The sequence below is a fragment of the Oribacterium sp. WCC10 genome (assembly GCF_900113415.1).
Taxonomy (GTDB): Bacteria; Bacillota; Clostridia; order Lachnospirales; family Lachnospiraceae; genus Oribacterium.
Genome location: NZ_FOPH01000022.1, coordinates 21,384 through 42,889, shown reverse-complemented (window position 1 = coordinate 42,889; position 21,506 = coordinate 21,384). Strand labels below are relative to the sequence as shown.

Annotated in this window: 18 protein-coding genes; all 18 read left to right on the top strand. The window is 40.9% G+C overall.

The genetic code is table 11. From position 1 onward, the window contains the following. Window positions 1–170 precede the first annotated feature (170 nt). The gene (locus tag BM294_RS13540; protein ID WP_091209360.1) at window positions 171–365 is read left to right on the top strand and encodes a hypothetical protein; all 195 of its coding nucleotides are present in this window, start codon (window positions 171–173) and stop codon (window positions 363–365) included. A gap of 223 nt (window positions 366–588) precedes the next feature. After that, window positions 589–1,125, top strand: coding sequence for a hypothetical protein (locus BM294_RS13535; protein WP_091209358.1), 537 nt, complete (start codon window positions 589–591; stop codon window positions 1,123–1,125). 105 nt (window positions 1,126–1,230) lie between these two features. Beyond that, a complete protein-coding gene (locus BM294_RS13530) occupies window positions 1,231–2,616 on the top strand; it encodes a S1C family serine protease (protein WP_091209356.1) in 1,386 nt (461 codons plus the stop codon). A gap of 404 nt (window positions 2,617–3,020) precedes the next feature. Continuing rightward, the gene (locus BM294_RS13525) at window positions 3,021–4,517 is read left to right on the top strand and encodes a transglutaminase domain-containing protein (RefSeq protein WP_091209354.1); all 1,497 of its coding nucleotides are present in this window, start codon (window positions 3,021–3,023) and stop codon (window positions 4,515–4,517) included. Window positions 4,518–4,565: 48 nt separating this feature from the next. Then, the gene (locus BM294_RS13520; RefSeq protein ID WP_091209352.1) at window positions 4,566–5,162 is read left to right on the top strand and encodes a hypothetical protein; all 597 of its coding nucleotides are present in this window, start codon (window positions 4,566–4,568) and stop codon (window positions 5,160–5,162) included. 95 nt (window positions 5,163–5,257) lie between these two features. Beyond that, on the top strand, window positions 5,258–5,890 hold the full coding sequence (locus tag BM294_RS13515; protein ID WP_175494693.1) for a rhomboid family intramembrane serine protease: 633 nt from the start codon (window positions 5,258–5,260) through the stop codon (window positions 5,888–5,890). Window positions 5,891–6,313: 423 nt separating this feature from the next. Next, window positions 6,314–7,399, top strand: coding sequence for a sigma-70 family RNA polymerase sigma factor (locus tag BM294_RS13510; RefSeq protein WP_242944541.1), 1,086 nt, complete (start codon window positions 6,314–6,316; stop codon window positions 7,397–7,399). A 110-nt stretch (window positions 7,400–7,509) separates the two neighbouring features. After that, window positions 7,510–7,935 carry a hypothetical protein gene (locus BM294_RS13505; protein WP_091209346.1) on the top strand — a complete coding sequence of 142 codons (426 nt, stop codon included), beginning with the start codon at window positions 7,510–7,512 and terminating at the stop codon, window positions 7,933–7,935. A gap of 166 nt (window positions 7,936–8,101) precedes the next feature. Beyond that, window positions 8,102–9,586, top strand: coding sequence for a hypothetical protein (locus BM294_RS13500; protein ID WP_091209344.1), 1,485 nt, complete (start codon window positions 8,102–8,104; stop codon window positions 9,584–9,586). Between the two features lie 1,294 nt (window positions 9,587–10,880). Continuing rightward, complete coding sequence (locus BM294_RS13495) at window positions 10,881–11,732, top strand: replication initiation protein (RefSeq protein ID WP_175494692.1); 852 nt, start codon at window positions 10,881–10,883, stop codon at window positions 11,730–11,732. Window positions 11,733–11,986: 254 nt separating this feature from the next. Then, window positions 11,987–12,937, top strand: coding sequence for a DNA-directed RNA polymerase subunit alpha (locus BM294_RS13490; protein ID WP_091209339.1), 951 nt, complete (start codon window positions 11,987–11,989; stop codon window positions 12,935–12,937). A 51-nt stretch (window positions 12,938–12,988) separates the two neighbouring features. Then, window positions 12,989–14,116: an O-methyltransferase gene (locus tag BM294_RS13485; protein ID WP_139225895.1), complete on the top strand. Its 1,128-nt coding sequence runs from the start codon at window positions 12,989–12,991 to the stop codon at window positions 14,114–14,116. Window positions 14,117–14,144: 28 nt separating this feature from the next. Beyond that, the gene (locus BM294_RS13480) at window positions 14,145–14,621 is read left to right on the top strand and encodes an NUDIX hydrolase (protein ID WP_091209335.1); all 477 of its coding nucleotides are present in this window, start codon (window positions 14,145–14,147) and stop codon (window positions 14,619–14,621) included. Window positions 14,622–14,761: 140 nt separating this feature from the next. Further along, on the top strand, window positions 14,762–15,310 hold the full coding sequence (locus BM294_RS13475; RefSeq protein WP_091209334.1) for a histidine phosphatase family protein: 549 nt from the start codon (window positions 14,762–14,764) through the stop codon (window positions 15,308–15,310). A 60-nt stretch (window positions 15,311–15,370) separates the two neighbouring features. Continuing rightward, window positions 15,371–17,008, top strand: coding sequence for a cobalt-precorrin-5B (C(1))-methyltransferase (locus tag BM294_RS13470; RefSeq protein WP_175494691.1), 1,638 nt, complete (start codon window positions 15,371–15,373; stop codon window positions 17,006–17,008). Between the two features lie 139 nt (window positions 17,009–17,147). Continuing rightward, window positions 17,148–17,927 carry a precorrin-4 C(11)-methyltransferase gene (cobM, locus tag BM294_RS13465; protein ID WP_091209329.1) on the top strand — a complete coding sequence of 260 codons (780 nt, stop codon included), beginning with the start codon at window positions 17,148–17,150 and terminating at the stop codon, window positions 17,925–17,927. A gap of 157 nt (window positions 17,928–18,084) precedes the next feature. Further along, on the top strand, window positions 18,085–19,305 hold the full coding sequence (locus BM294_RS13460) for a cobalt-precorrin 5A hydrolase (protein WP_175494690.1): 1,221 nt from the start codon (window positions 18,085–18,087) through the stop codon (window positions 19,303–19,305). 147 nt (window positions 19,306–19,452) lie between these two features. Further along, on the top strand, window positions 19,453–21,435 hold the full coding sequence (locus tag BM294_RS13455; RefSeq protein ID WP_091209325.1) for a zinc ribbon domain-containing protein: 1,983 nt from the start codon (window positions 19,453–19,455) through the stop codon (window positions 21,433–21,435). Window positions 21,436–21,506: the final 71 nt, after the last annotated feature.

The following is a 21,506-nucleotide window of genomic DNA, read 5'->3' as shown; positions in this document are numbered from 1 at the left end:
TAGAATATATGTACGTGACACCTGATGAATCGTTTAATCGCATAAATAAGCTGTATTCATGGCAAAATGATATTCAGGATACTCAATTCATGCTGTTTTGGATTGGCATCTGTATATCTTCGATAAATATGAACACTCAGAAATACACGTTTAGAAACGGGGAGGTATAAATGTTTATACTGACAAATTTCATAGGTTTTATACTCTGTGGAATCATGCTTGTTTTTATTGTTTCATTTATCTTTTTCGGTATCGCTCTTTTCAGAAACCAGACTGATGTCCTTGATATCTCGCGTAAGACCATGATATTCAGTTTCGTGGTATTCGCAATAACTGTAATGGCCCTGCAGTTTATTTTCAGATAAATGATGATTTAATGTAAATATCCAAAAGCAGCATAGTCGAACCTACTGAAAAGATAATGAACGACTTTGACTCATTGAAATTCCATTAAATACGTTGTTGTACGAACATTCTTGTACAAACGCTGTTGTACGAACATTCTTGTACGAACGCTGTTGTACGACGTCCGGACAGAACATAATTTACTGATCACTTACTATTCGGTTTACTAACAGGAGAATATTTATGTTTGACCCAAATTACAGATTAGGTCTTGATACAGACTATATAAAAAGAAAAGATCTGGTTCGATTTTTCGACATTGACGGAGTTCTTGCAGTTTACGGCTATGGCTCAGACGGCATCAACGTCTGCAGTGATAAAGAATTTGATGAATTCGTTGAAAAGCATGACATTTATGAAACTGCAATGGGCGCTGATTTCATCAAAGATTATATAAAGACTTTCTCGGATGTCTCAAAAAATTACGTACTAAGCCTGTCCAGCACATCTACACAGGACGCACAAAAGGTTAAGTTCATCAATCGTATGTATCCGGGAATGTTTCTTCCCGAAAATATACTTTTCACAAGAGAGTCTGACAAATCTATAATAACCACTGAAATTCTGACAAAAAAATACAACGGTTTGTCTACTCCTCATCTGTTTATCGATGACGATACAAGAGTACTTTACAAGCTGCAGGTTGCAGGAATAACTGCAGTACACATCTCAAGTCTGCTTTTGTTGGCTAAGCTTCAACATCAGGACACAATTTCTTGACATTTACGACACAAAAAAGCCACAGAATCAACAAAATTAAGTCACACTTTTTCCTTAATATGCGTAGTGTAAAGAGAATTTACCAACTCTTAAGGAGGTTCACATATGCATAGAAATAATTTAGGAAAAAATGTTGCAGTAATAGCATTAAGTGCACTTTTGTTTGGATCAATCTCAGGCGTAGCTATGGTGGGAGTCGGCAGAGCAGCTCAGTTTGTAGAGCAGCAGAGTGTGGCATCAGCCGAAAACACTACACCGGGAGCATCTGTAAACGGACAGTCCTCTGACAATGTATCAGGTGGATCTTCGACGGCAAACAATAATTCCGGCAGCAATACAAATGGTTCCGCCATCAAAACAGCAGCTACAACCGGAGCGACGAAAAGCGTTTCTGAAATTGCCCAGTCTTCAATGCCTCAGGTTGTTTCAATTACCAACACAATCAGATATAAGCAGTACGGATACTCAATGTTTGGTAACGGCGGTGAAACCGAAGCCGCAGCCAGTGGTTCAGGAGTTATTGTCGGAAAAACCGATAGTGAGATCATCATTGCTACAAATCATCATGTAATTGAGGATTCAACTTCATTAAGCGTTCAGTTTGTAGACGGTACTTCTGCTGATGCAGAAATAAAGGGAGAGGATGCCGATGCAGATATCGCAGTAATTGCAGTTAAACTGAGTGATGTTTCATCAGATACATTATCATCCATAGAGATCGCAGAATTCGGTGATTCAGATGCACTTCAGGTCGGCGATCAGGTTGTGGCCATCGGTAATGCTCTCGGCTATGGTCAGTCAGTAACAACAGGAATCATTTCTGCAAAAGACAGAGATGTAGAAACCAGCACCGGCACAGAGACAGGACTTCTTCAGACAGATGCAGCCATTAACCCCGGAAATTCAGGTGGTGCACTTCTCAACATGGAAGGTCAGCTCATCGGAATAAATGTTGCCAAGTATTCAAGCACAGATGTTGAAGGTATGGGCTACTCGATTCCAAGTAATAAAGCCAAGGAAATCATCAATACTCTCGCAAGTAAGACAACCAGAAGCAAGGTTTCCCAGGATGTCCGCGGATATCTCGGCATTCAGGCAAAAACCATTGATTCGGCGACAGCTGAAGCCTACGGTATGGTTCAGGGCGTGTATGTATATAAGATAGTTGAGGGGTCTGCAGCAGCAAACTCAGATCTTCAGGAAAAGGATATCATCGTTAAATTTGATGATCAGAGTGTAACAAGTCTTGATGATATGCAGGAGCTCCTGGACAGATATGCGGCAGGAGAGACTATCAAGCTCACTGTTAAGCGTCCAAACGGCAGCACCTACGATGAAAAGGAGATAAACATTACCCTTACTTCAAATCCTGATAATTCTTCAAAGTCCAATTCTTCAGATTCTGATGTATTCGGCAATCAGAACAAAGATCAGGGTGCCATAGATTTCCGTGATTTCATTCAGGGACTCCCTCAGTTCTATATGAATTGATGAGTTAAGGATATGGCATGTAGCACCGTTTCCCTGGCCGGATTTTCGATGCGAAGCTCAACTTCCTATGAAAATCCGTGCCCTGACACCGGAGGCTCTAAGAAAACACCGATATAATCAGTGTTTCCTTAGAAACGGCATTCAATAGACCGTTGTTCCATGAGAGTAAGTAAGGACGATCTTTGCGGCGGAAAAGTGCAGAACGAAAGTTATAAATACAAGTACCCAAAGAGATGCTTTGTTAACGTCTAAACTATTATCTTAATCGCGTTGTAATGATGCTTTAATAATAGTGCGTTATCACTGCATCTCTTTTTATGCTAAAATACTCTAAATTCATATAGGGCACGTGACTAAAGTTAAGTACATCATAAAAGGATATATGTACAGGAAATCATCCCAGAATGACAGATTATCTTGAAGTCACGTTAATTATATATGAACCAGGAAAGGAATACCTGCTGATGCAAAATCCCAACAGGAATTATGATGATTACTATAGCGACTACAGACCTCGAAAACGACGTAGCTCCGGAGGCGGATGCTTATCTACGGTAATAGTCATTGCACTGATAATCTTTGGCATTTCTTTTGCAAAGGATGCTTTAAAGCCTTACTACAATGACCTGATAAATGCTGCTGTTGATATATGTGAAGATTATGGCTTTGATACACTGCTACCTGACGGAATTCCCGGAATAATTGATAAACACACAACTGAAACCGGAGCAGATTCTTCAAAAGAAAGTACTGAGGAATCACGGATACCATCTTCATATGATGCAGCCAATGAAAAAGACAGATCCGAATCCGATGTTTCCGCTGACACAGATGCAGATAAAGACTCTATAAAAGAAGGCATTGATAAATTCACAGGCAATAACTGCGATATAACTGATGAAAGTCAGGCGGGATATTACTGCTATAATCTGTTAAATGACGATTCCAAAACCCTTTATCGCGAGATTCTGGACTCTCTTATAAATTGGAAGAAGAGAAACGTGTCCACTGTTGATTCTTCTGAGTTAAACACTGTTTATAATTATGTGATAGCTGACCATCCTGAGATATTTTACACATCAGGTCTTAACTACACGCAGCATTTGGTAAATGGAGTAACTACGGGAATTTCTATCGAGGGAAAGTACACAATGTCGCATGAGGATGCATTGTCCTATGAATCAAGTCTGATTCCGGCCATACAGAATATCCTTGCAACCGTTCCGGGTTACCTGGACGGTAAAGAAACCGACGACTTCACCAAGATCAAATATATCTATGACTATATCATCAGCAATACGGACTACGTACTTGGAGCAGACGAAAACCAGAATATCATATCGGTTCTTCTCAATCACAGGTCCGTCTGTAACGGTTATGCAAAAACATTTCAATATCTGTCGCAGCTCCTTGGCATACCTTCGGTGCTGGTGTGCGGATATGCAGACGGTGGTCTGCACGCCTGGAATGTGGTGCTGATGGACGGGGCATGGTACCAGATGGATGTAACATTCGGAGAATATCAGACAACAAACGGAGGCAATGACTCATCCATCATAAGCTATGCATATTTCGGACTTACAGATACGGAAATGTATGCCAACCATTCGCTGTATAACACCATTCCTGTCCCGACATGTTCAGCAGCAGCTGACAACTACTATGTAAAAACCGGCACATACTTCACCTCTGCGGATATTTCAGAGATAGGAGAGTTGATTCGTAAAGCACAGTCAAATGGTGAACATGTATTCCAGTTAAGAACAGATACAGATGAAACCATGCAGACCATCATAGATAAGCTGTTTTCACAGCAGCTCATATATAACTACCTGACTAATGTCCGCAGCTGCTCATATGCACCGGTGCCGTCACAGAATACACTGATCATCACATTTTGACACTTACATCATTTAAATCAAAAAATGAATCCGACAGGAGGAAATAAAATGAAATTAACAAAGAAACTTATTGCATTTCTTGCAACTGTCACCACCGTATCAGCCTTTGGTTTCACCGGAATGGCAGGCAGCTGGGCATGGATCGATACCAATGGAGACGGTCTCGCCGAATGTTATTACTTCAATGACGACGGAACTCTTCATTCCGGTGGCCTGACAGACGACGGCTATACTGTTGATTCAACCGGAGCCTGGACTGTTAACGGAGAAGTGTGCCGGCGTTCGGTTCTCACCGATAAGTCACACGAAAATATTGCATTTTCAGGAACCACAGATACTACCAGCAGCTTCAACGGACGTTATAAATTCAAGTCTGCAGAGTCAATGAATATGAGTGTACCTTTTTCCGGCGTTGACATACTGACCCTTCAGGTAAACATTGACACGGCACAAAACCTTAATCTCTCTATCGCATATGAAGATGGTCAGATTGGTACCATAACACTTCCGATAGAGCAGGACGGCAGCTACATCATGACAACAACAGGCGGAAATGTTAAGATCAGCTTCACTGAAGACACAATGACCTGGAGCGGAGAGTACTACGGAATTCCGACAGTACTTACTGCTGTTAAAGAGAAGTAACTGATTTTAATGATATATATTTTTCTTGGGAGGTATGCAGAAAGCTATAACAAATTTACGGTCGTTGATAATGTAAATATGTTATAATGCCCTTCATGAACATATTAGAAAAAATCAAGACAAAAAAATGGATTCCATACATCACCTATATTCTTACAGGTATAAATGTGGTGATTTTCTTAATCGAAGAACTTTACGGTGGAAGTGAAAATATAGAAACCGCTCTGTCATTTGGAGCATTTTTCACACCTTACATCATCTTAAACGGAGAGCTTTACCGCTTAGTTGCATCAATGTTCCTTCATTTCGGTGCGGAGCACCTCGGTGCCAATATGATTTCACTTTGTGCTCTCGGCCCATATGTAGAACATTACTTCGGACATTTATACTTTCTGATTCTGTATTTTTTTTCCGGAATATGCGGTAATCTGGCGACTATGTTCTATGAATATCTGACGGGTTCCTTCAACATTTCTGCCGGAGCAAGCGGAGCGGTATTCGGACTTCTGTCGGTATTTCTGCTGTTTGCATTCAATAAGCGGTTGAGAAGAGTATTTCCTGTAAGAAGGGTTATGCTTTCCATACTTCTTTCCATGGCCTCGGGACTCATGGACACTTCGGTAAACTTCATTGCTCATCTGGGAGGATTTACAGGCGGATTGATTCTTTCTTTGATAATGCAGGAGATCATAAGATTTAACATAAGACACGGCGGAAAACGAAAATAAAATACCGTATTTATGTTATATGTATGCCAGAAGCTCTAAAAAATCATCTTAAGAAATTCATAATCTCTGATTTCGAATTTCTTCAATCACTATTTGAGGGAATTGTGTATATTATAGATAGTTAAGAAATTTAAATAAATGCACACTCCTTTAAATTATTTTAACTTTATAAATCTTCAATCCTTTTTAATCCCGGTTCGCCTACCGGGATTTTTTTTGACTTAATATATCAGAAGTGGAAAGACATTGTTCAAATCATCTATAAATTCATTTTATATATACGTATTATAACTTTTATCATAAATCGACTTGATTTTTGATAAATACATCTTGTCATAAACTTGTTTTCAAAATAAAATAGGAAAGTTGTCTATATTTAATGATTGGAAACAGGATAGTATGTCACAGGAAAATAGAGATATAATGGAAGAGTTAGATGCCGGAACGATGGATTCCGCTGATTATGTAAGTCTGAGTACCATGGAAGATAAAGAATCAGATGAAACATATTCAGACTCTTTAGTTATCAATAAAGAAGTAAAATCTGATATTAATATCAGTATCAATACAAACGGCGATGATTTCGCTGATGAAGATATATCCGAAGATGATCTTTCTGAAGAAGATAAAGAGGCCAGATCTCTTGATATGGAGGCTCTTTCAAATCTCGAGAATATTTCAGCAGATGATCCTGTTCGTATATATCTGAAAGAGATCGGAAGTTACCCGCTTCTTACCCCGGAACGTGAGCATGATCTTGCTGTTCGCTGCAAAAACGGAGATAAGCTGGCCAAGCAGGAACTTGTTGAGTGCAATCTTCGTCTGGTTGTTTCAATTGCAAAGAGATATACCGGAAGAGGCATGAACTTCCTTGACCTGATTCAGGAAGGAAATATCGGTCTTATGCGTGGAGTCGAGAAGTTTGAGCCGGACAGAGGTTTCAAGCTTTCAACCTACGCCACATGGTGGATTCGTCAGTCAATAGCAAGAGCCCTTGCAGACCAGTCAAGAACCATCCGTGTTCCGGTTCATATGGTTGAGCTTATCAATAAGATCAAAAAGACATCCAGACAGCTTGCTCTGGAGCTCGGACACGAGCCTACAACTCAGGATCTCAGTGTAGCACTTGATATACCTGAAGAACGTATACAGGAAGTCGTTAACTACGATGCAGGCCCGGCATCTCTCGACAGCAAGGTGGGCGAAGATGAGGATTCTGATCTTGGATCATTCATCGCTGACGATAAGATCACTTCACCTGAACAGAATATCAATAATGTTATGATGAAGCAGCAGCTGGATAAGATTCTCGTTAATCTCAGCGACAGAGAACGAGAGGTTCTCGAAATGCGTTATGGTCTTGTTGACGGACGTGAAAGAACTCTTGAAGAGATCGGTACCATGTATCATGTAACAAGAGAACGTATCCGCCAGATTGAAAACAAAGCTTTACATAAGCTTCAGAATCCGAAGTACAAACGTGAGCTTGATGGATTCCTTGAATCCTGAATATTCTGATGTGAATGTCAAAAAATGATTTATATTTGGGCTTTCTGTTATAAAATAGCAGAAAGCCTTTCTTTGTATCGTGATGAACAATTTAGAAAAAGAGGTAAACAATGAACGAAAAACAAACTCGCAAATTTGGCAGTTCAGGAGAAAAGAGAAACTCCGGAAGAAAACCTGATTTCAATAAAAATGGCCATGGAAAATCTTCAGGAAAAACAAAGCCATCTTCAAGGAAGACCAACTCATCTTCAAAGGGCTCCGGTTTCGGAGATAAAAAACCAAAGCCTTTCTACAACACAAAACTAAAGGGTAAAAAAGGTGCACAGCAGGGAGACTATGTGATGATCTCAGACGGCAAGAAAAAGGTCACTACCCGTATAAATCTTCCGAACCACCCATTTGCCAGGAAAGAAGTGGGAGATATGGTAATCATCAAGGGTGTGGAATGGTATCTCATAAGAATCTTCCAGCAGGGAACTGCAGCATATAATAAGATTTACGACGAAGATACGCAGCGTGAACACTTTGGATATTGAGAGGCAGCGCTACAATAGCCCTTATTAACGACACCGCTATTCAATAAACTGAAATGCTGTATTTCTGCTGTTTATTGAATAGTTTATTATGATGTAAGGGGCAAAAGTATTTGCCACTCACTGATTAACGTGAATACGGAATGACTTTGCAATTCAGGGAGGATTAATGTCAACATCATTATTTGAACTTATCAGCGATAACATACAATCTAACGACATGCTTCCGGAGGGTTTCCGCCTCCAGACGGGAACATTATCACCTTCTATATCCAGGGTGCGTCTGGTAGACGGAAGTCTGGATGGCATGTACCTTTACCATAATATGCCCGGAAATGATGATATAGATTCTCTTACCAATGTTATCGAGGAAGCATCCCGGCATGACTTTGAGTCAGCTGAGTATGATCTCATCGACTTCTTTTCAGACAACGATGTCCGTATGCTTCCATTAGTAGAGAAGCTGGAGAAATGGGTGAATGGGAACACCGATACCATTGATGCCGAGGCACTGTTTGAATTTGCAGCCAATATCATCATAAGGACAGATAATACCGAGTGCCTGAAATTTGCTCTTACAGTCCTTGAAATGATGGATACCGATGATAATGACGCCGTAAAGGATGTGGTACGCACACTTGCACGCTCCGATGAACTGACTCTATTTTCCATTTTCATTGCAGAAACCTGGAAAGACTCAACAGAAGCTATCCTTGATTTTGCAAAGCATGTAAAAGGCTGGGGACGCATTCACTGTGTTGAACATATACCGGCAGAGTCAGGAAAGGTTAAAGACTGGCTTTTCCGCGAAGGGGTTAAAAACAACATCGGTGCAGCTTACTCTGCCCGAACAGTGGCAGAGAAGATAAATCTCGCCAGGGTATTTTCAAACCCGAAATTTAACTCAGGAGATTATTATCTTTCAAGACCAATCATAGACGGTCTCCTCAATGAGGGCACCATTCAGGGTATGTCCTCCATGACTGATCGAACAGAGATCATTTCCGGCTATCTGAAGCAGTCAGAAAATGTTGAGCATACAAGCGAAAGCATTGAAACTCTGCTTAATCTTCGTGATTACCTGAGTAACAATATATTTACAGAAAGCGGAAAATTGAGTGAAAGACTTGAAAAGCTTCTGAATTCAAAACCTATAACAGAATATGTTCAGCTCATGATCACCGAGAAGAGAGGTTTCAGAATCGCCCGCCGTATGAGTATCGACTGCACGAATGAGATACTTGATGCGATGGGATCTGATTTTGATGCCAATGTTTCCCTTATTGATATTCTTCCAAAGGATGATGAAACTCTGAATAAGCTGTTCGATATCTTCAGAACTAAGCTGCCACTTCAGATGATGGCCAGCGGACCTAAAGATAATCTCGGTGTGGGAGAGGAGTATCGACCATACCACCAGCTTAGTTTCCTTGTTCAAAATCTGGCTGATACAGCGGGCGCAGGAGAGGAATTTATAATCAGTTCACTTAACTGTCCGATAAATGCCAACCGTCAGATGGCACTCAGCACACTTGAAGAATGGCTTAAGGATGAATATGTTCCATCAACGGCTGTAAAGAATGCTGTATGGAAGTTAAAGGAGACAGAGCCGGTAGAAGACATACAGAATCTGCTGGAAAAGATAAAAATATAAAACTTATAACAGATTAACGGTTTGCCCCACGGACTTTATAACAAATTGATGGTCTGAACTTATATCATATTTACGGTATTTCCTGAAAAGGAGATACCGTATTTTTGTTATATCTCTTTTACCGTATATTTGTTATGTTTTGAAATATTTGAATATGAAACGACACATCTAATACGTTTTTATACCGTAATAATGTTATATACAGGCTGTTTTTGCCTTGTTTAGCACTAAAATCACCTTTTATAAGTGTCGCAGGGGTAGTGGCGAAGAATATATAACAAAATTACGGCTTACATTTTTCTTACAATTGAGATTTGATTCATTTTGATATCAGATTAACGTGATAAATCCCGTTTAAAAGTTATGTTTTTTGCGATTAAATGTTATATGATTCATTTCCATAGAAGAATAAATACCTGAAATTCTGTCATTATATAATGGTTATGAATTCTTTCATTAAATACACGCTGTCATGCGTGTCTACCGTAAATCTGTTATAACATGCCTTATCACTTAACTTTATAACAAAATTACGGCTTAAATATTCTTTACAGGTTCACCGTCATAGTGTTACAGGTCATAAATTTTCACCGTAATTCTGTTATAAGACGATTTTTACAAAAAATCAGATCAGAAATAGTGCTTTTTTTCCAAATACCTGGTGATGACCACTAAAAATACACTCAACTTTCGTAAGATCAGGGCTGAAAAGCGACTCAACTTTCAGAAAATCCCCGGAAAATCCGTGTTTTTACGCTGAAAACCCGCCAAAAACACAGGCCTTAACTACCTCACTCAACTCTCAGATTTTCACACCGTTTATTTGTTATATGTTACCGTCTATTTGTTAGACCTCGCCGTAAATCTGTTATACCTTACCGTTGATTTGTTATCTATGTGGATAAAAAATGGCGTAATTCCGTGCTATTTTGCTATTAAATAATATAAATATATATAATATTAAATAAATCAAATAAAAAATAACGCTTAAAAAATACAAACATGCGCGCGAAAAAATACAGCCCCTTAAAGAGGTCATAAAAGCAGAATATTCGGGTAGAAACAGGTGGAATCCGGGCAGTATTCTGCGATAATAATGCAACTTTTCCTGCCGGAATTTCAAAAATCGGGTCAGAATAGAGATATAACATAATTACGGTCATTGATTTTTAGGGTAATGAGTTTTACTATATTGACATGTGATCGAGGGTTCGATGAAGACACGGATTTTTTTATTCTGACCCTCATTTTTGCGAAATACAGGAAAGATGTTTCAGGAGAGGTTGTTTTACAGATGGCTGCATATAAAACCCAGAAAGAAAAAGTGGATGATCAGCGTACATATCTTGTTGTTAAAGATAATGCATTAATCCAGAAAGCCAAATACAACCTTACCGCAAACGAACAGAAGCTTGTAAATTACGTTATCACCATGATAAAACCCGGTGAGGAAGAGTTCAAAAAGTATGAGATACGTGCATTGGACTTTGCGAGACTTTGCGGTATAGATCCAAAGAATGTTTATCGTGATTTCAGAAATATGATCGATTCCATCGATGAGAAAGCATTCTGGGTAAATATCGACAATCGTGTTATTAAGCTCCGTTGGTTCAATGAGCCTGAGTATAATGAAAGAAAGGGAACTATAAGTCTCATTCTTGACAGCCGTATCAAGACTTATCTTCTTGGTATCCAGAACAATTTTACAGAGTATGAGCTTTATAATATCCTTTCCATGACAAGCAAGTATTCACCTCGCTTATACGAGCTTGCCAAGTCCTATGCCTACAAAGGACATGTAGACATTTCCATTGATGCATTGAGAGAGAATCTTATGGCAGATGTGTACAGTGCTTTCGGAAACTTCAAGCAGAGAGTCCTTTCTCCGGCCATCAAGGAAATCAATGAATACACAGACATCACAGTTTCCTATGATTGTATAACCGATAAGGGTGAACTTGTTAAAGGCAGACTTCAGGGAAAGCGAATCACTCATATCAGATTGTATATAGAAAACAAGGATACTCTGGATCGTTTCGCTACATATAATAAGACTGTAAGTAAGATAGAAAAGCGTAATCTTCAGTTCAAGGGGCAGCTTAGTCTTAACTTTGATGATTCCGGAAAACTTGTTGAGATAGCTTAAGACAGTGGCATTGAGAATATGCCCGGATAAAAAGCTTATAAGGATATTATTTTACTACAAAATTAAGTGGATGCAATAAAATGCACCCACTTTTTTATACTTTTTTCCAAAAAATACTAGACATGCAATAAAAAAACGCTATAATAGAATAGCTTAGTTCTAAAAATAGAGGTAGTCTGTAAATCGATGAATTTGGTTTTTAGAACATGTGCTACTATGTTGTTTCAGCGATTCTAATATAAAGAGGTAGGGTAATGGCAGTAGAAATCAAACCGGTTCTCGAAGTTGAGGAAATCTCAGATGATAAAAAGTTTGGACGTTTTGTATGTGCTCCGCTTGCAAAGGGTGAGGGTACTGTTATAGGAAATTCTTTAAGACGTATCCTTCTTTCATCAATGCCTGGTGCCGCAGTAAGCGAGGTAAAGATTGATGGAGTATATCATGAGTTTTCATCCATCCCTGGCGTTAAGGAAGATGTTAGTGATATCATCCTTAATTTGAAAAAGCTTGCAATTAAAAATACATCATCAAGTGACGATCCTGTTATGGCATACATTGATTATGCCGGTGAGGGAATCGTTCGTGGCTCAGATATCAAAGTTACATCAGAAGTAGAGATCGTAAATCAGGATCAGGTTATCGCTACACTTTCAGGTAAGGAAGCGAGACTTTATATGGAGATAAAGATGACAAAGGGACGTGGTTATGATGGTGCCAACACCCGTGACCGCAGTGATCTTCCTATCGGAGTTATCGCTGTTGACTCTATCTATTGCCCTGTTGTAAGAGTAAATATGGTCATCGATCCTATCGAGGGAACAAATGAAGAGAAGCTCACTCTCGATGTTACCACAAACGGTACTATGGCTCCTGATGATGCAGTTTCTCTTTCTGCACGTATACTTGATTCACATCTTAAGCTTTTTGCTGATATGGATATCAATGCAGAGAGTGAAGTTAAGGTCGAGGATGCAGGAAGCGGAGATTCTAACGATCTTATGAATATGAACATTGATGAGCTTGAGCTCAGTGTTCGTTCTTATAATTGTCTTAAGAGAGCAGGCATCAATACGGTTGGCGATCTTTGCAACAAGAATCTTGAGGATCTCTCAAAGGTTCGTAACATGGGTCGCAAGTCTATCGATGAGATTCTCGGTAAGCTTGAGTCTATGGGACTTTCACTCAGCAGCAGAGACGTTGAGTAATTGAATTTTGAAACTTTTCCAAAAGCGGTTTTCCATTTAGGAAGACCGCTTTTGTGCTATAGTCGTATATATCAGAACTATAGGGAAATGCTGATTAAAGCATTTCCCCGACCGGGCACCATGTGCTGTTGGGAACGCCGTCCCATTGAAAGGTCGTTTCGCGAGGGCGTGCCTGCATGGCAGATTTCTATAGGAATCTGCTACAAGTCATGTTGGGCGTGTCATATTAAAGAAAAGATGGAAAAAACAGAAAAAGAAAGACATTATTCTACAATTAATGAAAACCGTATGAGCCGTATGATGAAAGAAATGAGGGCTGAGATTGCAAGGCTTAGGCCCGTGATTCCTTTCTCCGAGGGCGATATATCAATGGTCAGAAATCAGGCTAAGAAGACTATGAATACGAAAATTCTTTCTGATCCTGAGGGATGGTATGTGGCTATGGTTCTAAGCGGCTATCTGAGTGATGACAGAAGTGAGAGACTTAGGCTGTCAGACATTCTTCATGCACATATGACCGGGATTTCAGCTTCTCTTGTTTATACCAATCCTTATTATGAAAACATTTTTATACCTGAGGAACTGACATTCGGAAGTCATCATTATGAAAGACTTGGATATGAGCAGGGGGAGATAATTGAGTTAAATCCTGATCTGGTAGATGGAATGTATGTTCCGCACTATGGTTACATGAGGGATTATCTGGAAGTGCCATGCATCACAGAGGATAAACCTGAGGAGTCAGTCTGGATGAGCCTGTCTCCCGGTGAAATCATTACCATGAAAGAAGATATTGAGGCAGCAAAAGGAAGTATACTGACACTTGGCCTTGGGCTCGGGTACTATGCCTATATGACGGCCAGGAAGCCTGAGGTTACAGAGGTGACAGTCATTGAGAGAGATGCTGAAACCATAACCCTGTTTGAAAACTATATACGGATGCAGCTTGGCAAGGATCCCGGCGGGAGAGATATTGCCGAAAAAATCAGGATAGTTCAGACCGATGCATTTACATATATGAATAATGTAAAGGACGGGGAATATGACATGATTTTCGCTGATCTTTGGGAGGGTCCTTTCGATGGGAAGCCAATGTATCAGGAACTTCATCGGATGACTCAAGGTTTCAGGAAAACCGAAATGAGGTACTGGATACTGCCGCAGATGTTGTCGATATAAAACAGATGAACATAGGGAAAGGGAGAAAATGGCGATTTTAACAACGCTTTGCTATATTGAGAAAGAAAATGAATATCTGATGCTTCACCGGACAAAGAAGCAGAATGACCTGAATCATGCTAAATGGATAGGGGTTGGCGGCAAGTTTGAAAAGGATGAAAGTCCTGAAGAATGTCTGCTTCGGGAGGTTAAAGAAGAAACGGGCTATACATTAACATCCTGGAGATACAGAGGGATAGTTACATTTATTTCAGGCAGAGCTGAGTCGGAGTACATGCATCTCTTTACGGCTGACGGATTTACAGGAGAGCAGATAGAGTGTAATGAAGGTGAGTTAAAGTGGGTTTTGAAATCGGATGTTCCGAAGCTCAATGTATGGCCGGGAGACAGAATATTTCTGAAGCTTCTTTTGGAAAGAGATGATTTCTTCTCTCTGAAACTGATCTATGATGCGGAAGATAATCTGATTGAAGCGATGCTGGACGGAAAGAAATATGATGTCTGATTTTGGAATTAACTTTAGGGAAATGTTGATTAAAGTGGTTATCTGTCCGGAATGAGCAATGAGGCAGGATTTATCCGGTCTGTGATTCCGGAAGATAGCCTGGAATATACATGAATGATTGAAGAGAAGGGTGAAATGATATGGGAAAGTTTTATTTTGTCCGTCATGGACAGACTGTATGGAATGTTGAAAACAAGATCTGCGGAGCAACTGACAGTCCGCTGACTGAGAAAGGACATGAGCAGGCGAGAGAGACTGCCATGGAACTTAAGAAAAAGATAGATGCGGGAGAAGTCCATGTTGATGAGATTCTGACGTCACCTCTTTCAAGAGCGCATGATACAGCGCTGGAAATATCGAAAATCACCGGAATCCCGGTAAGAGTTGAGCAGCGTCTCATTGAACAGAATTTCGGAAAGTGGGAGTCTACTCCAAGGGATGGAGCTGATTTCAAGCTTGCAAAGCAGAACTTCATCGACAGTTATGAGGGTGGTGAGTCAATGTTCCGTGTGGCTCAGAGAATTTACAACCTTCTCGATGATATAAAGAAGGAGCCGGATAAGGTTTACCTTCTGGTGGCTCATAACGGGATCGCGAGATTTATAATGTCTTATTTTGAAAATATGACCAATGAGGAATTTGCGGCTTTCGGTGTAAAGAATGCAGAGCTGAGAGAGTTCGATTTCTGATACCGTAAAAATGTTATGATGCAAGGGTCAAAAGTCGCAGTATCAGTGAGTTATAAAAAAATGTTTAAAGATAATTATGTATTTAAAAATCAGAAGAAAATGAGGTGTGGACTTACTACCGGAACCTGTGCTGCCGCGTGTACAAAGGCGGCTATGGAAATGCTTTTGACGGGTCATGTTTCAAAAGAAGTAAGTATCGTGCTGCCGGGCGGGGAGAGAGTCTCTCTGGAGGTACATATTGCATCAGATATCGATGATACTTCATTGGACTCTGCAAACATAGATAAGATAAATGCGGCTTTCGGTGAAAGCAGTTCTGCTGAGCATGATGAGACATGTAAAAGATCCTGCTGTGAGCACTATGAGATTGAAGAAAATCCGTTTGATAATTCAAATGTAAAAGCACATAAAAGTTCAGCGTTTTATACCATCAAGGATGCAGGTGACGATCCGGATGTCACAAATGGAACAGAGATACATGTGGAAATTAAAGAAATTTTCCTTGAGGAAGTTCCGGCGAAGGCATTTAAATGTGCGGAAAATCCAAGGCTTTTCCTTATCGGGGGAAGAGGCGTTGGGACGGTTACAAAGCAGGGGCTTCAACAGGAAACCGGTGAAAGTGCTATAAATCCCGTTCCCAGAATGATGATATTCAGGGCGGCAATGGACATACTTGAAATGATAGCTGATGACACTGAAAGCGTCGGTGTAACTGAATTTCAGCTACCGTATAATCTTACGACTTCAGATTTCTCAAATGCAGCAGGTGGTGTCCGGGATAAAAAGCCGGAGGAGACATTCAAAGCAGCAGATAATGGATCAGAATCTGACTGTAAATCTGAATCTCATGATAAAAGAGATGGTTCAGAGGTATTTCTCATTACCGTTTCAGTGCCGGATGGGGTGGAACTTGCGAAGAAAACATTTAACCCGATGCTTGGAATCGAGGGAGGAATATCTATTCTTGGAACCACGGGCATAGTGGAGCCGATGTCGGAAGCCTCCATAGTGGCCACCATTGAGACTGAGATTCGGCAGAAAATGTTTTATCAGAGATCCGGAATAAAATCAGAAGATGAAACAGAAAAGAACTGCAGGATAGAGATATCAGATATTTCTGCATATGGAAATATGGAGGATAATGGGAACAGTGAAGTCTGTGGAAATGAAGATGTTCAGGACAAAACATCAGGTATAATCGCGGTTCCGGGAAATTATGGAAAGCGTTATGCTGAGAAGCTTGGAATTGATACAGAGCAGGTTGTCATGGTTTCCAACTACATTGGAGAGGCTATAGATCTTGCGATTTCCTATGGGTGCGGAAGTTTTCTTCTTCTTGGAAATATAGGAAAGCTTGTTAAGCTTGCAGCGGGAATTATGAATACCCACAGTAAGGTTGCAGACGGCAGGTGGGAGATATTTGCAGCACACCTTGCAATATGCGGTGGTTCCATAGAACAGGTAAGAGCTATAAAAGAGGCAGCCACCACGGAAGAAATGCTTACGCTTCTTGAAGGAATGGGGCTGAGAAATGAAGTCATGACTTCCATCATGAAAGAAATTGCGTTTCATATGGAGCATAGAATAAAGGATAAAATGCGTTTTGGAGTCATAGTCTATTCCGAGAGATTCGGGATAGTGGGCAAATGTGGAGAAGCTGGCAGGGTGATGAAGAGGTTCGATGGGGGAAGAGTTTGAAGGAATTAATCTCTGTATCGATTCTTTCAAACACTGATTTTATGGTTACTGAGGAAACACTATAATCAGCATTTACCTAAATTGTTCCGGGAATCTGTGTCGGCTTTTGACACTAATGTTATTTAATATAAGGGAAAAAATGGTTCATTTTGTAGGTGCGGGTCCGGGAGATCCGGAGTTGATAACAGTAAAGGGTTTGAGGCTTCTTAAGGAAGCGGATATCGTGATTTTTGCGGGTTCTCTGGTTAATGCAGAACTCTTGAAGAATTGTAGAAGTGATGCAGAGATATATGACTCAAAGGATATGAATCTTCAGGAAGTTCTGAAGGTTTTTCTTGATGCGGAGAATGCAGGGAAGAACGTCGTGAGACTTCATACAGGAGACCCGTCGTTGTATGGTGCAATCCGTGAGCAGATGGACTGGCTTAGGGAGAAAGGAATCGAATATGACATTTGTCCCGGAGTCAGTTCATTTTCAGGTGCGGCAGCGGCTCTTAGAAAGGAATACACACTCCCGGGAGTGACCCAGACTGTCATCATCACAAGAGCTGAGGGGAGAACTTTGGTTCCGGAGAAGGAAAAACTCAGGTCTTTGGCGGCTCATCAGGCAACTATGGTACTGTTTCTTTCGGCGACATTATCAGAGAAAGTCCGTGATGAACTGATAGCCGGTGGTTATGCTGAAGACACTCCGGCGGCAGTGGTATTCAGAGCCACATGGCCCGATGAAGAAGTGGTATGGACAACATTGGATGAGATTCCAAAGGCATTTCAGAGAGATGAAGCCAGAAGAGCTGACGGAAATATGAAGCAGGCGCTGATTATCATTGGACGGGCGATTGACGATAAGACAGTATATGAATACTCAAAACTATATGACCGTAATTTTGTTACATGTTATAGAGGAAAGGAATCGTAGCATCTTATGCGGGTAATGAAACAATGCGCGGGATTTGTACAGTTGGTGTAGCCATTAAAAGCATAGGTGCTTATCAGAGAAGTACCCGGTAAGATGATAAATTACGATGACAGTTGTATTTATAAACAGGCTAAGGAGCATCGGAAAGGAGAGGCATTTGAAAGTTCAGGTCATAGCATTTACCGAAAAGGGATATCGGCTTTCGGAAGAGTTGAAAAGCAGATGGCTGTATGCGGAGAAGGAAGGTCAGGGACTTTTCAAAAGAAGCGGAAGGTGGAATGCCGGGAATGACGGGGCGTATGATGGAAAGACAGAGATATGCCTTCATGCCAAAACAAAGGCGCTTCCTGATATTTCTGACCAACGGGAGCTTGGAAGTATGGTGGCATCATGGTTCGGTGTGTCTGTGACAGATTCGGGTGAAAGCGTATGTAATGATGAAAATGATAGGGATAAGTCGAAAGATCAAACCGGTGATAAGGCTTCGGTTATCATTTTCATAGGTTCAACCGGCATAGCAGTTCGCGCCATAGCACCGTTTCTTATTCATAAGTCAGAGGATCCGGCAGTGCTTGTCATTGATGAAGCCGGCCACTTTGTCATATCACTTCTCAGCGGTCATATTGGGGGTGCCAATGAATTTACTGCTTTCATTTCAGAACTTATAAAGGCACAGCCTGTGATCACCACAGCTTCTGATATAGAGGGTGCCTTTTCTGTAGATGTTTTTGCAAAGGAAAATGGCTTTATCATTTCTGATTTCGGAAAGGCAAAGGAAGTTGCGGCGAAAGTGCTGAGAGGCGAGAAATTGCGGATATACAGTGATATCGGCATGGAAAATCTGGTGAAGAGACCGGGAATCGTGGAAGCCGAAATGCTTTCATCGAAAGAAATCGATAGGGCTGATATAGTCATCAGTTACCGTACTAAATATCTTCAATATGAGGAGCCGGTTATCAGACCTTTCGATGCCATCGGACTCAGACTTGCGGCGAAGCGGGTATACGTCGGAATAGGAGCAAGAAAGGGTGTTTCGGAAGAGGATGTGATGAAGGCTTATGATAACTGCCTTAAGTCTTCCGGTATCGATTCGTCATCGGTGGCGGCGCTTGTAAGCATTGACATAAAAAAGAATGAACAGGGCATACTGACTTTCAGTTATAAGAGAGAAATACCTTTCATCACTTATACCCCTGAGGAGCTTAGTTCGGTTATAGGTGACTTTGCGGCAAGTGCATTCGTTCAGAGTGTTACCGGTGTTTCCAATGTTTGTGAAAGGGCAGCAGCCTATGCTGCGTCAAGAAACGGTCGGGAAAAGGTTTTAGTGCATAAACAGATTTACGGAAATGTGACGCTGGCGGTGGCAGTGGCAATGTAAGCGGGAGAAATTAATAAAAGATTAGACTGTTGACGACATAAAAAATAGACACGGGTGATTGTACGGTTTAATTACATAAAATTGAGCTGTTTAGATAGACGTCTGTATCAGATGTAAAAGGAAGACGGCTTTTTAAAGGAGGATATTATGCAGATTACTTGTCCAAAATGCGGCACTGTTGTTGACAGTAGTAAGAAGTTTTGTCGTAAATGCGGTTTTCCTATTCATACTCTGATGCAGGAGCAAAACACAGAAAATGCTCAGCAGACTCAGAATCAGGAGGATATATCGAGTCAATCCAGTGCATACGGTCAGTCGAATATGCAAGGTCAGCCCAATGCATACGGCCAGCCCAATATGCAAGGTCAGCCCAATGCATACGGCCAGCCCAATATGGCGGGGCAGTCGAATGCATACGGCCAGCCTAATATGGCGGGGCAGTCGAATACATACGGCCAGCCTAATATGGCGGGGCAGTCGAATACATACGGCCAGCCTAATATGCCGGGGCAGCCGAATACATACGGTCAGCCCAATATGGCGGGGCAGCCGAATGCATACGGCCAGCCCAATATGGCGGGGCAGCCGAATACATACGGTCAGCCCAATATGTACGGTCAATCACAGATGCAGTACGGTAATGTTCTGCCGAAAAAGAAAGGCTCCCCCATAGTGGTAGTCGGAGCGGCTATTGCTGTGCTTGCTGTTTTGGGCGCAGGTGCATTTTTCGCAATCAGGTTACTGCCCGGGATGTTTAAAGATTCGAAGACATTGTTTGCAGAAAATACGGTTTCGGTTACCAGAAATTTCAGTGAAGAGTTTACAGATTTCGGATCAAAACCAATTGAAGCAATGGTACATCTCGGAATGGATGACACAAGAGATTCACATACTACAACCAAGATCACCACTATAGAATCGGATGCTTCCGGTAAAGATCAGGAATATTCTCTGGAGCAGTCATACAGTTATGATTCGGGAAGCGGAGATTCCGCATATACATTATCCGTAAATATGGGAGATACATCCCTTGGAACCGGGGGAGTATACTACAATGGAAATGAGTTTATTTATTCTCCCGCAAATACAACTTCTCCTATGGTCAGATACGAGTTGGATGAAAGCGCTGCAAAGTCACTGGGAGCTTATCAGGCAATCGACAGATATACGCTTATGTTGAAGGGAATGTCTTCGGAAAATGAAGTCGACTGGGACAGGCAGTTGGAAGATTTTCTTGAGGTTTCACTTGCAGGAATAGAAAAAGAAGAATTCGAAAAATCCAGGGAAGACTATACTGTTTTCGGGAAGACACAGAAATGTGATACAGTGAGCGTTACTGTATCGGGACAGGAAGCTATAGACCTTATGGAGGGGATGACAAAACTCATTACTGTCGGTATTTCTAACGGTGATGATATTGATATGAATGATGTTTTCGGAGAAAATGAAACGGATGACAGCATTAGTCTGACAGCAACTACGTATTCCTACAAGAACAGTCCTGTAGGAGTTGTTATAAGTTATACAAAAGATTCGGAGTCGTATAGTATCAATTTAAGCGGTTATAGTAACGGTAAGGAAAAGCAGACTATTCTAGATGTTCCGTCTGAGAAGGGAAAAGGCTTTTATTATGAGGATGGAGTTTATTCCATTGATTCGGGATATGAAGTTTTAAACAAAATAAATTTCGGTGAATTTTCAATTGTTGTTGATGAAACCGGAAAAATAAACGGTCTGGATCGTGATCTTAGCGGAAGCTTTACAATTAAAACAGGGAAAAAGACCGGAAAGATCCATCTTGAGGAAGACAGTTTCACAGGTTCCATCAGTCAGGTAATAACTGATGGAAAAGGTCAATTTGTGACTGAATTACAAACCAAGGAAGGGTATGCAAAAATAACTACAAACTATGAGAGAGGAAAACTTCAGGAAGACAAGATCAATGCACCTGTATTTCTTTCAGAATCGGGTATTGATTGCGGAAGTGATCTCGATATGCTGAAAGAAACCATTCATGCCAAAATGCTGGGAGATAAAGGTAAAACCGGTTCAGGTTTTGCAAACATGGGAAACAGTAATTCTGTTGTGCGTCTGGGATATATTATTTCACTGATGGTCAGAAACAGATAATGCGTCTCGTTTTGAACAGTAAGTAACTGGTGCTTTGTGTCAGGCTCAAGGGTCTGAAGTGTGGTATTAGT

What these genes read in the sequence shown, in the direction of transcription:
- BM294_RS13455 (WP_091209325.1), top strand. Translation starts at nt 19,453, where the DNA reads ATGCAGATTACTTGTCCAAAATGCGGCACTGTTGTTGACAGTAGTAAG.
- BM294_RS13510 (WP_242944541.1), top strand. Translation starts at nt 6,314, where the DNA reads ATGGAAGAGTTAGATGCCGGAACGATGGATTCCGCTGATTATGTAAGT.
- BM294_RS13520 (WP_091209352.1), top strand. Translation starts at nt 4,566, where the DNA reads ATGAAATTAACAAAGAAACTTATTGCATTTCTTGCAACTGTCACCACC.
- BM294_RS13490 (WP_091209339.1), top strand. Translation starts at nt 11,987, where the DNA reads ATGGCAGTAGAAATCAAACCGGTTCTCGAAGTTGAGGAAATCTCAGAT.
- BM294_RS13495 (WP_175494692.1), top strand. Translation starts at nt 10,881, where the DNA reads ATGGCTGCATATAAAACCCAGAAAGAAAAAGTGGATGATCAGCGTACA.
- BM294_RS13535 (WP_091209358.1), top strand. Translation starts at nt 589, where the DNA reads ATGTTTGACCCAAATTACAGATTAGGTCTTGATACAGACTATATAAAA.
- BM294_RS13480 (WP_091209335.1), top strand. Translation starts at nt 14,145, where the DNA reads ATGGCGATTTTAACAACGCTTTGCTATATTGAGAAAGAAAATGAATAT.
- BM294_RS13525 (WP_091209354.1), top strand. Translation starts at nt 3,021, where the DNA reads ATGACAGATTATCTTGAAGTCACGTTAATTATATATGAACCAGGAAAG.
- BM294_RS13515 (WP_175494693.1), top strand. Translation starts at nt 5,258, where the DNA reads ATGAACATATTAGAAAAAATCAAGACAAAAAAATGGATTCCATACATC.
- BM294_RS13530 (WP_091209356.1), top strand. Translation starts at nt 1,231, where the DNA reads ATGCATAGAAATAATTTAGGAAAAAATGTTGCAGTAATAGCATTAAGT.
- BM294_RS13475 (WP_091209334.1), top strand. Translation starts at nt 14,762, where the DNA reads ATGGGAAAGTTTTATTTTGTCCGTCATGGACAGACTGTATGGAATGTT.
- BM294_RS13540 (WP_091209360.1), top strand. Translation starts at nt 171, where the DNA reads ATGTTTATACTGACAAATTTCATAGGTTTTATACTCTGTGGAATCATG.
- BM294_RS13470 (WP_175494691.1), top strand. Translation starts at nt 15,371, where the DNA reads ATGTTTAAAGATAATTATGTATTTAAAAATCAGAAGAAAATGAGGTGT.
- BM294_RS13505 (WP_091209346.1), top strand. Translation starts at nt 7,510, where the DNA reads ATGAACGAAAAACAAACTCGCAAATTTGGCAGTTCAGGAGAAAAGAGA.
- cobM (WP_091209329.1), top strand. Translation starts at nt 17,148, where the DNA reads ATGGTTCATTTTGTAGGTGCGGGTCCGGGAGATCCGGAGTTGATAACA.
- BM294_RS13500 (WP_091209344.1), top strand. Translation starts at nt 8,102, where the DNA reads ATGTCAACATCATTATTTGAACTTATCAGCGATAACATACAATCTAAC.